Genomic DNA, 14,242 nt, shown 5'->3' with positions numbered 1-14,242 from the left:
TCGCGGCGTGGATGAGGGATACCAAAAGCGAGGTTAACGCTTTTTCAGAGCCCTAATGCTCAAGCGCTGAAGATAATATCGACTCGTTGATTCCTTCAGTGGCATCTCTTCGCTGCGAGCTTCCGGATGAGTCTCGATCATCAACCTGATCTCATTCCGAAGCTGCACAAGCGCACGGTCTCCCATCGCCTTGCTCAGCTCGAAGGATTCGGCGTCACCTTCGATCCGGGCATTGCGCAGCACCCGCAACTGCTCGTCGCTGAACTGCCGGGCCTTCAGGGCCGCGACCAGACGCTCTCGCGCCTCGGCGCTACTCATATCGACTTGAGGTTCTTCGGCCGAGGACTCGACGGCGGCGTCTGTCGCAACGACTGTGGAGCGGCTGCCGTCCCTGCGGACCCTGGCGACCCTGCCCCATGTCAACTTCACGACCGGGAGCGCCTGCTCGTTCCACCACACCCTGGCATGGGGCGCTACCTGCTCCACCCACTTGGCGATGGTGTAGACGAACTCCAGGAGCTCGATGATCTCCTCAAGCTCCAGCCGCTCATCGTCTAGAGAATCCGACGCGCGCTCATCGGTGACGTAGACGAAGACCGGCGGCGCATCTTGGATCGAGCCAGCTTCATCCTCGTCGTCAATGGAAAACAGCGTGGCATGCGTTTCGAGGTAATTCGTTTCGACATCGCGCGCAAGCGAGCTGTATCCAGCGGCGGTTCGCGACTTCGAGAGCCGAGCTCGGGTTGGATACTCGACCCACATGTTGAGTCGGGTTTTCTCCGTGACCAGCGGCTCGCTCAACACTCACTGATCTGGCTGCGGCCGAGACCCACTTCGCGAAGGAGGGATGCTTCTCCAACCACCGTAGACAGGCCGGGTCGGCCGCGTGGGGCGCGCCTTCCACGTGGTTGCCGTCGGAGCGGGCGGTGCCAACAAGTCCATGTTCATGAGCATCGTTATGGCTGCGTGCCCACCAGTCATGAACCAAGACCTGAGGCCCCGGCGGGGCGCGTTCCCTGAGCAGACGCTGGAGGTGATCCAGCCGGATCCGGTACCGCGCCCGTTGGCAGCCCTGATTGGGATAAGTGCAAGGCTGAGATCCCCGGAGCGCACCGTTTTGCAGTACGTCCCGAACGCGAAGGCTCCCTCGCCCCACTCTGGCCAAGGATTGTCGTCGGCTGGGGTACTGACCTCGATCTCTTTTTTTCCTCAACCCGATCGGAGTCTCCGGATACGGACCAGGTCCGGATCGTTCAGACCGTAGATGCCTTCGGCGGCAGGGAGGTTCTCGTGCAGGAGTTGGCGGGCCTCTTCGTGCTGGTCAGCTGCCGCGAGGCGTTCAGCGAGGAGAATGCGGGCTTTCGTCGTGAGGGGGTGCTCGGGACCCAGGAGGCGTTCGCGGCCTGCTACGGCTTCGCGCATCATGGCGACAGCTTCGTCATGCTGCCCGCCCAGCATCAGGGCCCAGCTCAGGACCAGTTTGGCGGAGTAAACCAGGGGGTGGTCCACGCCGTGGAGGCGGATGCGGGCCTCCACGGCACGTCGCGCTGCGGTTTCGGCCTCTTCGGGAGCGGCGGTGTGGAGCAGGCCGAGAGCGTAATTGCTGTAGGCGATGACGGTTACGGGGTGTTCGGGGCCAAGGGCGCGCTCGCAGGTGGCGACGGTGTCCGGGCCCTCGCGTACGAACGCGTCGGTGTGGCCGGTCTCGGCGAGGAACTCCAGGCTCAGGGCACGACTCTTGAGGGTGTCGACGTGGTCCTCGCCCAGGACTCGGCGCTGGCCGTCAATGGCGCCACCGAGCCAGGTCAAGCTTTCATCATGCCGACCGAGGAGGTAGAGCGGCAGGCTCACCAACGCCGCGGTGCGCAACGTGTCAGGGTGCTCACCGCCGAGGACTTCCGTGCGCTTTTCGTGGACGCGCCGCAGAAGCTGCTCGGCGTCGGCAAGCCTGCCAACCCGGCGTAGCGAATCGCCTTGCTGGTGCCGCGCGGTGAGAGTGTCGGGGTGCGTCGCTCCCTGGAGGCGCTGTGAGGTGTCGCCGGAGAGAGTGGTGAGGGCGATTGCAGCGGCGTAGTCGCCCATTTCGTGGATGCATTGGGCCACCTGCACGGACAGTTCAACGGCCGGAGAGACAGTGGCCTCGTCGACGTGGTGGAGTAGCGCGGTGACATGCGGTGTGATGAGCCTGAGTTGCTCGGCATCGACTGACGTGGTGTCCTGCGCTGGGGCAACTGCTCGCAGCAGGTTTGTGGCGACGCTTACGTGGCCGGGTCGGTGCTCCACGGGGATGCTGCTGTATACGCCCTCCAGAAGGAGACCGTGCACTTGGACGCAGCGAGTTCCGTCCGAGCGTTGGTGCATGGTGGCCAGCGAGTGGTCCAGCAAGCCCCGGAGCGCTGGCTCTAACTGTCTTGCATGGAGTGGTGGTTCGAGTGATTCAAGGTCGACCGTGTTGATTGCGTTGGATGCGAAGACCGTCAAGGGAAGGGGATCCGAGGCCCAGCAGGACAGAAGTCGCAGCAGCGTGGCGGCTTCGGGCAGGCCTTGAGTCGACAGGTTCTCCAGGCTGATCTGCCAGGTTCGGGAAATCAGGTGGCGGGAGTCCTGTACCTGTGCGCCCTGGTCGATCAGGTCAGCGGCGTCTTCTTCTTGTAGTCGATCGTGGTAGTCGCTCATCGTCCACGACTCCAGGAGTTGGTGGGCCAGATACGTTCCGGCGAGGTTCAGCGCCAACGGAAGGCAGCCCAGCCGGCGGGCGACGGTCTTCGCATCCTGGAGGCTTCCCGCATCTGGGGCGAGATCACACAGGACTTGCGCGGCATCATCCAAAGGCAGGACATCGAGTTGGTGCAGGCTGGCGCCCCGCCACAGCGTGGCGCTGGAGCGGCGGGAGGTGACCAGGACGGTTCCGGCCGCACTCGCGCGTAGCCAACCACCTTCATCCAAGACCGCTGGCTCGTCCGCGTTGTCGATGACCAGCAGCCAGGGCTGGAGCGAGCGGTCTAGGTAGTGCCACACCAAGTCAGCGGCTGCGCGCTGGCCGAGCTGGGCGGCAGCCACCTCTCCGGGATCAGCGCCGCGGTCGGCGGCAACAGCAAGCATCCCTGCCCGCAGCGTCACCCGATCCGATGCACTTACCCACAGTGCTATACGGCCCTGTTCCAAGGCCTCGTGAAAGGCCCAGAACGCGAGCGAGGTCTTCCCACAACCGCCCATGCCATGGACGACGTGGATGCCGTGGCCCTCGCCGATCGCCGCAGTGAGCGCGGCTCGCAGGCTTGATCGATTGCGGAGGATCTTCGGGGCTCGTTCGGCCAGTGCGACACGTACGGAGTCTGGTCCTGGCCATGGGTTGTCGGAGGAGGGCTGCGAATAGTGGTGGTGATGCTCGGTAATCAGCTGATCGCGGGCGGCTTGGTAGACGCGGCCCTGCCCGGAGGCTTGGCCTTCGATCGAAGCGCTGGAAGCCGGGTAGCCACCCGAGCCTGCCGGGTTCACGCCTCGGTGATGTGCTGGTCGCGGCCCGCCTGATACACCCGGCCGTGTCCGGTCGCGGTTGCCCTCATCCGAACCTCCGAGGCAGCGACCGGATCCTGCGGGGTGACTTCTTCCAGCAAGCGCAGTAGCTGATCGGCAACGGCGGGGTCGGCGGCTAGCAGTCTGCGGAGCCGTCCCTGCCATTCAACGCGCAACTCATCTTCGGATTGGTCGTCATGGGCGGCGCGGGCCGCGAGCAGGTCCGCACGCGTTGCCTCCAACTCGGCGTCGACGACATCCGCGCGGTCGGGATGGACCCGCCGCCACATGGCGACGAGTCCCTCGCGAGTACGCTGCCAGGCATCGGTAGCCATAAGTGTGACTACCGTGGTTCCCGCCGTACCCGCCAGCGCAGCAATCTCCGGATCCATCCAACCCTCCACTGCGACGTGACTCCGCTGCACTCAGTCCATCAGTTCGCGATGCCTTGGGCTGGGCTCCTCGCGATGTTGGCTCACAATCGCCCTATCGATCACCTTGCGCGTGGCACCGCCGGTCGGGTTGTGTGGCAACGCTCACCATCATCCCAAGGCGGAGGTACTTGTGGCTGACGTGAACTTCGATACTGCGCTCTGGCGCAAGAGCAACAACAGTGGCGACACAGGGTGCGTGGAAGTCGCGCTGAACACCCCTTCAATCGGGGTCCGAGACACCAAACAACACGGCACTGGACCCGTACTCGCCTTCAGTCGCCATGCATGGACGTCCTTCATAGGTGGCGTGCGAGCGGGCGATTTCGAATACGAGGAGAGCGCGACCTGAGTGCGAGCCAGGAGAACCACGCGGCACAGACAGCGGACCCACCCGTAAGCACGGTCGGCCCGGTCGGTCCGCTCCTGACCTCCACCGGGATCTCCGTCACCGGCGACGGCGCATTCATGGCCGCAGCCCCTCTGCTGGCGGCGTCCCTCACACGCAACCCGCTGGCCATTTCTACGGTCACCGCGGCCTTCTACCTCCCCTGGCTGCTTGTCGGTCTGCCCGCCGGGGCGCTCGCCGACCGCTGGCCGCGCAGGACCGTCATGATCACAGCCGACCTTCTGCGCGCCGTGGTCCTGGGCGCCCTCGCTGCGGTCGTAGTGAGCGGCCATGCCACGCTGCCGCTGCTCGCTGCGACGATCCTGATCGTTGGTGTCGCTCAGTGCTTCTTCGACGCCTCCTCACAAGCTGTTATCCCGCTCCTGGTGGGCCGGGGCAAAGAAGCACTCACGAAGGTGAACGGGCGGTATTGGGCCATCGACACCATCGGACGTTCACTGGCCGGACCGCCACTCGGCTCGGGCGCCTTCGCGCTTAGCCCCACGCTGCCCTTCGCCGCCGACGCCGCTTCCTTTATTTGTTCCGCCGCTTTCATCAGCCGCCTGCCAGAGATGGTCCCGAGCACGCCGCACACCGGGTCGCTCGCTACGGCGATACGCGCCGGACTCCGACACTTGCGCACGACCCCTGACTTGCGCATGCTCGCGGCGAGCATGGCCGCGTACAACTTCGCCTACAACCTCTCCATGGCGACCTTCGTGCTGTACGCGACCAGCAAGTTGCATGTCGCGACGGCTGGTTACGGCGTCCTGCTCGCAGTCGCTGCCCTTGGCGGAGTCGCTGCGGGCTGGCGCGCGGCCCCATTGACCCGCCCGCTCAGTTACCGACAGATGATGGCCATCGCCAGCGTGTTGCAAGCCCTCGCCTGGAGCGGCATCGCCGCAGTCCCCAACGCCTTCGCCGCGGGAGCCTTCCTCGCGATACTGGGTGCCGCTTCCACCCTCACCAGCGTCGCGGCGGGCTCCGCTCGGCAGGCGCTCACACCCGATGACCTCCTCGGACGTGTGGTCTCCGCCTTCCGCCTCTTCGGCGTCGGAGCCGCAGGGCTGGGTGCCCTGACAGGCGGCCTCGTCGCCGGCGAACAAGGCCTGCGTGCACCGATGTGGGGCGCGGCCGTGCTGCTGCTGGCATCTGCGGTTGGGCTGCGGCCATGGCGACGGCCCAGCTGACGGTACGTGAACGCATCGGCTGGTGATGGGCGGGCGGGAAGGGCAGCAGTGAGCGATTGGAAGCAGGACGGTCGGTACGCTGCTGGCTCCGGAGGAGTCAGCTCGGCGACGAGTTGATCCAGGTCATCGGCTCGCGCAGCACCGCAAGCGCCCCGTCCGCGTCGGCAATGCGCTCCGCCGGCGTCGCCGCGACCAAGTCGGGCGGTAGCACCTCGTTGAACTTCAATCCATCGAGGACCTTGATGTCGATCACGGGCGGCCGTAGGAGGACGCGCGGCCCGTCAGGGTCCAGCGATTCGCTGACGAGTCGATCGCGGGTGGTGGAAGGAAGGTCTTGGCGCAGCCGGAGTCAGTAGTCGCCGACCTGCTGCTCCGGATCTGCGTACTGGGGCAGCGAGGCTGCGAGGACGACGTTAGCCCGGCGGCCGGCCCAGGTCCACCTCGGGCGGTCAGCCGCACTGGTGGGTCGGCACCGAGGATCACATCACGTCGAGCTCGGCACATAGCGACGCTGGGCACCGCGCCACGTCCTGTCCACCGGGCGCGGCCGCCCGAACCGTCATACGCTTCCGCGAAGCAGCGTTGTCGCCGCCAGTCAATATGGGTGACCCGACAGGTGCGTCCTGTCAGCAGGATCAACCGGGGCCCGGGAACCTCCTCGACCAACATTCCCACCTCGACGAGCCCGATGTCGGCGCGCCCGGAGATGACGCGGAACTGGGGCGGAGCGCAGAAGACCGCAGTTATGCCCATGAAATGATGCCGCCCGAACTGCTTCTCCGCTTCCGGGCCGATGAACAGCATTTCGCTGTCCCACTCCAGAAAGCCTTCGTCGAGCAGGTGCTGGACGAAGCGGGATGTCGACTCGTCGAAGAGCGGCAGATCCCCCCACCACTCGCGCCACGTGCGTTCGCCGACCTGGTGCTCCTGCAGACATAGAGCCAGCAACTGATGGGCGACGATGTGCCGGGGGGGCGGACGGCGGCACGATCGGTTCGACATACCCGCGTGACCAGAGCAGGAACAGACCCGCAGCGTCGAGCAGCCCGGGCTCGGAGAGCGCGAGGAAGAGGCAGTTGCGGGTTGATCCCGTGCGCCGTCCCGTGCGGCCGAGGCGTCACATGAAGGCTGCGACGGTGGCGGGTGCGTCCAGCTGGAAGACTCGGTCCAGATCTCCGACGTCGATGCCGAGTTCAAGCGTTGAGGTTGCGACGATCACGCAGTCGCGGTCGTCGGCGAATGCTTGCTCCGCGCGACGGCGCTCGTCCTTGGAGAGCGAGGCATGCGACAGGTAGGTGCTGACACCGAGGGCCCGCAGCGCCTCACCGAGCTCTTCCACGCGTCGCTTGGAATCGCAGAACACCAGGCGTTTCTCACCTCGGTGGAGAGCGGCGATGACGGTGGCCGCATTGGCGATCGAGCCGACGAAATTCACTTCGACGTCGACGCCTTCTGTGGCCCCGACCGCTGTTCTAGCCGGTACGGCCGCGGATCGCGGGGCGATCACCTCGCCCGGCCGCGTCCCCACGCCAGATCCCTGGAGCCAAGTCAGCATCTGGTCGGGGTTGCCAACAGTCGCCGAGAGCCCTACCCGCTGGATTAGCCGACCTGCCACCTTTGTCAGCCGTTCCAGCACGGCAAGCAAGTGCCAGCCGCGGTCGTCCCCGGCGAAGGCGTGCACCTCGTCCACGACGATGGTCCGCACGTGTCGGAAGAGTTCGTGATGGTCGACCCGGGTGGAGACCAGCATCGACTCCAGCGACTCCGGTGTGGTGAGCAGGACATCGGGAGGCTCGGCGAGCATCCGCCGCCGCCCGGAGTCGCCGATGTCCCCGTGCCAGACGCTGACCGTGCGGCCCAGCCACGCCGCGTAGGCGGTCAGGCGCGGCTCCAAATTGTTGGAGGGGTGCAGTGCGTCGAGCGGACTGTCCGTCACAGGTCCAACTCCACGTCGTCCGCGCTGGAGGCTGTCGACGCACGGGCCAGGGCGCCCGCGGCGGCGCTGCGCTTTACATGGGTCAACTCGGTGGCCGATAGAGTGAGCCGATAGTCGCGGCGGGGGTCGAAGTCCTCGAACTCCTCCACGCGGTCGAGCACGTCGGCGATGAGCTTGCGCAGAAAGACGCGCGGCGCGACGCCGACCTTCCCGCCGAGGTCCCCGGTGACGGGGCGCGCCAGCTCGCCGAGGTAGCGGTCGTCCACACGCACCGCGATCCGCTCCTGGTGGCGGGCATCCACTGCATACAGGTTGCGGACTGGGCGTCCCAGCTCCTCCAGGCCGGCTAGGTCGAAACCAGCTAGCCGGATCTGCACCGCCCGGGGATTCTCGAACCGCGCGTCAGTGATGAAGTCCGTGCTGAGGCGCTGTGCCAGCGGGGCCAGGCGCTGCACGCCCTGAGTGCCGTCGTAGGGGGCGGGCGTATCTGTGATGACCAGGTACAGGCCGGGGAAGCGTCCGGAGTCCACGTCGTCAATGAGCTGGCGCAGCGAATTGAGTCCCTTCTCCCGCACGTCGGAGCGGACACGCTGAAGGGTTTCCGTCTCGTCGAGGACGACAAGCAGCCCCGGGTGCCCGCAGTCGCGCAGCACTGTGAGCAGGCCCTGCAAGAACCCGAGCGCTGCGAAATGGCCGAGATCTCCACGGACACCCGCGGCCCGCCGCGCCGAGGCGGCGACATTTAGCTGCCCTCCGAGCCAGGTCACCAGTGCCTCGGCGTGGGCATGATCGAGGCCGCGCGAACGCGCACGTCATACGAGCTCGGTGGCCGGAAAGTGCCGTGTTCGCGGATGCGCTCCGCGCTGTGGACGCTCGGCCAGGAACACGCCAGTCGGGACGAGTGGGACCGGTACGCGTACTGCATCGACATGGTCGGAGACTTCTTCGGCGGAGGGGGGCCGTCAGCAGGTCTCCCCTCCTGGCTCACTGCCGAGCTGCATGAAATCCTGACTGGCATTGAGGCGCCGAGGAACACCGGGCGGAGTAGCGAGGCCCCAACAGGAAGGTTGCAACGCGCTGACCATCGGCTCCCGTCCCCGCGCCGCAGCAAGGGAACATCCGCCAGAGTCGCCGCTCGAACCGACCGCCTGGGGAGTGGTCGTCCGCCATCTGAGTCGATCCGGCCGTACAGCCGCGTCGTAGGCCGTGGGTCCCGAAGGACCAAAGGAAGGCGGCAGCCGGCGCCGGGTACAGCCGGAGGTCGCGACGAACACGATGGCCGCCAGCACCTCACGGTCTCCGTACCGACGCCGGCCGCCACCCTGCGGCCGCGACGGCGCAGGGAAAACGACTTTCTGGAACAGCTCCCACCGTTCATCCGGCACCAAGGCGCTCCACGATCCCCACGGCCGCAGACTACCGAACTGCCAAATGAGACGACTTCTAAGCCTCTGCGATGAGCACGAGGTCGCCAGTCGGCTCGTTGCCGCCGTCTGGCCCTACTTGGGCCGGCCCTCTACGGAAGTCGGCGCCATCGCACGCACTCGCACTGGCCGCACGGCCGATGGCACCGGCCCATCGAAGAGAGCCGCACGAGCAACTGCGGCCCAAGCCCTCCTGGGGTCTGGTTGGCGCACGAACGTCGTACGACTGAGCCCCCGGGTCCGGGCGCGAGCGCGGGATCAATAGCTGAGTGCTGGGCCCACCTGGGCTGTGGGAAACGATCTTCAGCGGCTCTGCATGGCCCCTGACCGGGGCTTTTCGTCGGTGGACCACAAAGAGGTACCGACGAGACGGGCCTCCGGAAGTGACGAAAGTCGCGGCCGGGGGTCCGTTTCTCATTCCCCGGCGGGCCGGCTCCGGTCGGCAGGTCGCCCTTCCCCCGCCGATCCCCGCGGAGCGGTCACGGTGGACGGCCCCGCGCGGCGCATCCCGGTGACGTACTGAAGGCCCGGGGGATCGAACGGCGGCGAACGGTGGCATCGGGGCGGGAACCGGTGCAGGGTGGTGTGCGTTGGAGTCATTGGGCAAAGGAATCGTCAAGTGGCGCGGCCCGCGCCGGATTGAGCAGGGAGATACACCATGGGTGTCAGCCTCTCCAAGGGCGGCAATGTCTCACTGACCAAGGAGGCCCCCGGACTCACGGCGGTCACTGTCGGCCTGGGCTGGGACGTGCGCACGACCACCGGTTCGGACTTCGACCTGGACGCGAGCGCGCTGCTGCTCGACGCCACGGGCAAGGTCCTGTCGGACAAGCACTTCATCTTCTTCAACAATCTCAAGAGCCCGGACGGCTCCGTCGAGCACACCGGCGACAACCTCACCGGTGAGGGCGAGGGCGACGACGAGGCGGTCAAGGTCAATCTGGCCACCGTGCCCGCCGAGGTCGACAAGATCGTCTTCCCGGTCTCGATCTACGAGGGCGAGAGCCGTCAGCAGAGCTTCGGCCAGGTGCGCAACGCGTTCATCCGCGTCGTCAACCAGGCCGGCGGCGCCGAGATCGCCCGCTACGACCTCACCGAGGACGCCTCCACGGAGACCGCGATGGTCTTCGGCGAGCTGTACCGCAACGGCGCCGAGTGGAAGTTCCGGGCCGTCGGCCAGGGCTACGCCTCCGGCCTGCGCGGTATCGCCCAGGACTTTGGCGTCAACCTCTGACGTGACGCCGTCGTTTTCGACGCGGCGCTTGACGTAGAGTCGGGCTCGTAGCGGCCCCGCCCGCGACCGTGCAGGTCGCGGGCGGGGCCGTTTTCGCTTGGAGGGCCCGTGCTTGACGAGGCTGCGCGTGACGGGACCTCGTAGGACGGGGCCGCCCGCGGGTTACGGCAGCGGGTGCGCCGCCGCGTCCGCGTTGTAGCGGACCAGATACGCGGCGAAGCGCGCCAGATCCTCCGGGTCCCAGGCGGCCAGCCGCTCCTGGAAGATCTCCTTGCGGCTGACCCGCGCCGCGGCCAGCGTCTCGATCCCGTGCTGCGCGAGGTGCAGCACCTGCACGCGGTGGTCGGTGGCGTCCACCCGGCGCTCGATGTACCCGAGCCGTTCCAGCGCGGCCACCTGGCGGCTGACCGTGGACTTGTCGAGCAGATAGTGCGCGGCGAGGTCCGTCGCCCGGCAGCCCTGCTGCTCCTCCAGGTGCGCGAGGATGGTGAACGACACCAGCGACAGCTCGGGGTGCATGCGCGCGGCCGTGGCACGCGCCCGGCGCGCGAAGGCGGTCAACTCCCGCTGGATGCTCTCCACGGACGCCTCCCGTGCGGACATCGCGGCCACTCCATCCCGTCTCCACCTGCGCCGTTGTGGGACGCAACGGTATCAAGCGGGCAACGGAAGTTCGAACCAGACGACCTTCCCGACCGCCTTCCTGCTGGTGCCCCAGCGCCGCGACAGATTCGACACCAGCGCCAGCCCGCGCCCCTGCTCGTCGTCGGCGTCCGCGCGCTGCAACTGGGGCAGATTGTGGTTGTCGTCGCTGACCTCGACCAGCAGCTTCCCGACCCGCATCAGCCGTAGCTCGACCTCGTACGAGGCGGCCCGGATCGCGTTGGTGACCAGCTCGCTGACCAGCAACTCCGTGGTGTCGCTGAGGCGTTCGAGGCCCCACGCGGCGAGCTGGCGGCGGGTCAGGTCGCGGGCGGTGGCGACCTCGGCGTGGTCGAGCCGCAGCGTCCACTCGGCCACGTCCCGCGGTGCGATGCCCTCGAACCGGGCGACGAGCAGCGCCACGTCGTCCCTGCGGTCCTCCGAGTGCAGGCGCGCGAGGATCTGCGCGCAGACGTCCTCGGGGGTCTGCTCCGGCTCGATGACGGTGGCGCACAGCGCGGCGAGCCCCGCGTCTATGCCCTGGCCGCGCACCTCGACGAGGCCGTCCGTGCACAGCACCAGCCAACTGCCGTCGGGCACCGGGATCTCCACCGTCTCGAACGGCACCCCGCCGACGCCGATCGGCGCGCCGCCGGGGATCTCCAGCAGCTCGGCCCGCCCGTCGTAACCGACCAGGACCGGCGGGATGTGACCGGCGTTGGCGAGCGTGAGGCTGCGGTGGATCGGGTCGTAGACGGCGTAGACGCAGGTGGCGAGGTGTTCGGTGCCGAGCCGGTGCGCGAGGTTGTCCAGGTGCCGCAGCAACTGGGCGGGCGGCAGGTCCAGGGCGGCCATGGTGATGACCGCCGTACGGAACTGGCCCATCACGGCCGCGGCCTGAAGGCCGTGGCCCATCACGTCGCCGACGATCAACGCCACACGCCCGCCGGGCAGTTGGATGGCGTCGAACCAGTCGCCGCCGACCTGGGCCTGCCGGTCGCCCGGCATGTAGTGGTGCGCGATCCGGACACCGGGAATCCGCGGCGGCCGGGTGGGCATCATCGAGCGTTGCAGCGTGGCGGCGGCGCGCGATTCCTGGCGGTGCAGGCGGGCGTTGTCGATGTGGACGGCGCCGCGCGCGACGACCTCGGTGGCCGTGGCGGCGTCCCGCGCGTCGAAGGGGCGGCGGCCGGGGCCGCGCAGGAAGCAGACCCGGCCCAGTACGGTGCCGCGCGCGGTGAGCGGCGCCACGATCATCGAGTGTCCGGGCAGCAGCGGGCCGAGCGCGGGCACGCCGAGGTCGAGCGCTATGTCGGGTGCGACCGAGGAGTCCACGACGGGGACGAGGACGTGATCGCCGAGCCGCGGCACGATCCCGTCGACGGCGAGGGAGAGCAACTCGCCCTCCGGCAGGGCCGTTTCCCACGGTCCGGGCGGTCCGTCGTGGGCGATGGCGACGCGCCGGACGAGCACGGTGGCGGCCGGGCGGTCGTCCTTGGGCGGTTCGGAGTCGGAGAAGAGCTGGTCCACGATCAGGACGGCCGCGAAGTCCGCGAAGCGCGGCACGGTCACCGCGCACAGCTCGCGGGCGGTGGTCTGGAGGTCGAGCGTGGAGCCGACCACCGCGCCGGTCTCGCGCAGCAGCGCCAACTGCTCGTCCAGCGCGGTGCCCGGCAGGTGGGAGGCGTAGGGGCGGCCGAGTACGTGGCCGCCGAGCGGGTGGGCGCCGGACGCGGGGCCGCCGGGTTCGGGTCCGAACGGGGCGTGTCCGTAGGGGGGTTGGCCGAAGGGGGCCTGGCCCGGTGGCGTGCCGAGCGGCTGGACGGACGGCGGGCCGCTGAGGACCGGGGCGAGGCCGGGCGCGAAGCCGGGGGCGAGACCAGGTGTGAACTCGGTCGGGGACAGCGGCTGTTGGCCGGTCAGGGCGTCCGCCGAGCCGTTGGGGCCGAGGTCGGAGGTCAGGGAGGTGAGGGAGGCGAAGGGCACGGCGGTCAGTGCCGAGGCGCTGGAACGGTCGCCTGCGGGGGCGGCCTCCGCGCCGCCGTTCGCCCCGTGGACGTACTCGGGGTCGCGGCCGGGGCCGTACGCGGCGGCGTGTCCGGGGGTCTGATCGGGGGGCTGGCCGTGGCCGGGTCCGGGTGCGGGTCCGGGGCCGTGTTCCGCTCCGGGGCGCGGGCCGGGCAGCAACTCCCTGCGCAGGGACGGGTCCTGCTGGTCGGCGCGGGCGGCGGCGGCCATGCGGGCGTAGTCGTGCGGGGTGACCGGGAGCCGTGTGCCGCCGTCCACTTCGAGCGCCGGGGGACCGAGCGGCGCGATCTGCCGGACGAGCCGGTCGAGCCGTCCCGCGCTGACGCCGGGCAGTACGGTGCCCAGCCGGGCCGCGAGGGCCAGCGCCTGCGCCGGGTCGGCGACGCTGCCCAGGACGGCGGCCACCGAGATGTCCTGACGCTGCGGGCCTTCCGCGGTGTAGGGGAGTAAGCGACCGCCGAGCGCGATCCGCAGGCCGCCCGTGCGCAGCGGTTTGGCGTGCGCCGCGATGGCCAGCAGGCTGCGTCCGCCCGGTTCGGCGACGCGGTACGTCCACCACAGGACGTCCTTCAGCGCGCCGTCCCGGTCGGTGGCCGCGAGCGCGCCCGCCCACGCGGGCTGCGTGAGGTCGTCCAGCAGGTCGAGGGTGTCCTGGTGCGGCGAGGACGAGGTGCGCGCGGCGCCCGCGGCGGACCGGGCGGGTGTCAGCAGCCCCGAGGCCCGGTGGCCGAAGACGTGATCCCAGCGGTGCCCGAACAGCTCCTCCGCGCCGCGGTTCCAGTACGAGATCCGGCCGTCGGGGTCGACGCAGAGGACGGCGAGGCGTAGCAGGGCGGCCACTCCGGTGAGGCCGTCGCCGAGCGGGCTCCGGCCGTTGGCGCTCCGGCCGCCGGGGACTTGGGTGGTGGGGTCTGGGGCGTTGGGGCCTTGGGCATGGGGAACCTGGCCGTCGGACTCTCGCGTGTGGGGACCCGCGCTGTCGTGACCTGCGCTGTCGTGACCTGCGCTGTGGGGCGCGTCGAGGCTCGTACGGACGCTGTCCGTACCGGCGTGCTCCGTACCGGCCCTGTCCGTATCGACGTCCTCCGTACGGCTGCTGGTGTCGCTGCCACCGGTCGGCGGGTGGTCGGAGGCATGGGGGTCGCGCCGTGGGTGCCGCTCGGTGCCCTGGCGCGGCCGGTCTGCCTGTGCCGACTCGTCGGCCCGGGGTTCCGGATGCTCCGGTTGGTCGTGGAGGTCCTGCTGTTCGCGCTGTTCGTAGCGGGCGGAGCGGTCCGTCCGGTGTTCTGCGTCGCTGGCTGCGGGCTGCCGGGTGATCTCGTCCAACGTCGTGCACCTGCGGTTCGGCGCTGAGTAGGGTCCTGACGTCAAGGCAAGCACGAAACCCTGTGCGGGGTCGACCTATTGGCCGGATTACCCCCGGCGGTGGGGATTTGGCGTCCGTCCGTTGACG

At 68.7% G+C, this 14,242-nt stretch carries 11 protein-coding genes and 2 pseudogenes; 3 read left to right on the top strand and 10 right to left on the bottom strand.

Annotation, left to right across the window (positions count from 1 at the left end; all coding sequences use genetic code 11):
- Positions 1-33 precede the first annotated feature (33 nt).
- The 3 genes from ACFZAM_RS01780 to ACFZAM_RS01770 form a co-directional block, all read right to left on the bottom strand.
- Positions 34-801 (bottom strand): hypothetical protein, encoded by a 768-nt coding sequence (locus tag ACFZAM_RS01780; protein WP_391041965.1) that lies wholly within the window; start codon positions 799-801, stop codon positions 34-36.
- 408 nt (positions 802-1,209) lie between these two features.
- Positions 1,210-3,498, bottom strand: a complete 2,289-nt coding sequence (locus ACFZAM_RS01775) for a tetratricopeptide repeat protein (protein ID WP_391041963.1) — start codon at positions 3,496-3,498, stop codon at positions 1,210-1,212.
- Positions 3,495-3,908 carry a hypothetical protein gene (locus ACFZAM_RS01770; RefSeq protein WP_391041961.1) on the bottom strand — a complete coding sequence of 138 codons (414 nt, stop codon included), beginning with the start codon at positions 3,906-3,908 and terminating at the stop codon, positions 3,495-3,497. The genes ACFZAM_RS01775 and ACFZAM_RS01770 overlap by 4 nt, the downstream gene beginning before the upstream one ends.
- Positions 3,909-4,020: 112 nt before the next feature.
- Between ACFZAM_RS01770 and ACFZAM_RS01765 the strand changes: the two genes are divergently transcribed.
- Positions 4,021-4,299: a DUF397 domain-containing protein gene (locus ACFZAM_RS01765; protein WP_391041960.1), complete on the top strand. Its 279-nt coding sequence runs from the start codon at positions 4,021-4,023 to the stop codon at positions 4,297-4,299.
- Positions 4,236-5,525, top strand: coding sequence for an MFS transporter (locus tag ACFZAM_RS01760; protein ID WP_391041958.1), 1,290 nt, complete (start codon positions 4,236-4,238; stop codon positions 5,523-5,525). The genes ACFZAM_RS01765 and ACFZAM_RS01760 overlap by 64 nt, the downstream gene beginning before the upstream one ends.
- A 97-nt stretch (positions 5,526-5,622) precedes the next feature.
- On the opposite strand, the gene ACFZAM_RS01755 is transcribed toward ACFZAM_RS01760, so the two are convergent.
- The 5 genes and pseudogenes from ACFZAM_RS01755 to ACFZAM_RS01735 all read right to left on the bottom strand — a co-directional run.
- Positions 5,623-5,778 (bottom strand): hypothetical protein, encoded by a 156-nt coding sequence (locus tag ACFZAM_RS01755; protein ID WP_391041956.1) that lies wholly within the window; start codon positions 5,776-5,778, stop codon positions 5,623-5,625.
- Entirely contained in the window at positions 5,775-6,527 is a 753-nt protein-coding gene (locus tag ACFZAM_RS01750; RefSeq protein WP_391041954.1) for a hypothetical protein, read from the bottom strand. The genes ACFZAM_RS01755 and ACFZAM_RS01750 overlap by 4 nt, the downstream gene beginning before the upstream one ends.
- A 115-nt stretch (positions 6,528-6,642) precedes the next feature.
- Complete coding sequence (locus ACFZAM_RS01745) at positions 6,643-7,461, bottom strand: helicase-related protein (RefSeq protein ID WP_391041952.1); 819 nt, start codon at positions 7,459-7,461, stop codon at positions 6,643-6,645.
- A pseudogene (gene brxD / locus ACFZAM_RS01740) lies at positions 7,458-8,252 on the bottom strand (BREX system ATP-binding protein BrxD); the annotation flags it as partial. The gene ACFZAM_RS01745 and the pseudogene brxD, both read right to left, overlap by 4 nt.
- 408 nt (positions 8,253-8,660) lie before the next feature.
- Positions 8,661-8,849, bottom strand: a pseudogene (locus tag ACFZAM_RS01735) (transposase); the annotation flags it as partial.
- Between the two features lie 694 nt (positions 8,850-9,543).
- Here ACFZAM_RS01735 and ACFZAM_RS01730 point away from each other — a divergent pair.
- Positions 9,544-10,119: a TerD family protein gene (locus ACFZAM_RS01730; RefSeq protein WP_355336705.1), complete on the top strand. Its 576-nt coding sequence runs from the start codon at positions 9,544-9,546 to the stop codon at positions 10,117-10,119.
- Positions 10,120-10,281: 162 nt separating this feature from the next.
- On the opposite strand, the gene ACFZAM_RS01725 is transcribed toward ACFZAM_RS01730, so the two are convergent.
- Entirely contained in the window at positions 10,282-10,722 is a 441-nt protein-coding gene (locus ACFZAM_RS01725) for a MarR family winged helix-turn-helix transcriptional regulator (RefSeq protein ID WP_355336706.1), read from the bottom strand.
- 51 nt (positions 10,723-10,773) lie between these two features.
- Positions 10,774-14,115 (bottom strand): SpoIIE family protein phosphatase, encoded by a 3,342-nt coding sequence (locus ACFZAM_RS01720; protein WP_391041950.1) that lies wholly within the window; start codon positions 14,113-14,115, stop codon positions 10,774-10,776.
- Positions 14,116-14,242: the final 127 nt, after the last annotated feature.

The sequence above is a fragment of the Streptomyces sp. NPDC008079 genome, assembly GCF_042957385.1.
In the GTDB taxonomy this organism is placed as follows: domain Bacteria; phylum Actinomycetota; class Actinomycetes; order Streptomycetales; family Streptomycetaceae; genus Actinacidiphila.
The sequence above is the reverse complement of the archived record's forward strand: the minus strand, read 5'-3'. Positions and strand labels throughout refer to the sequence as shown.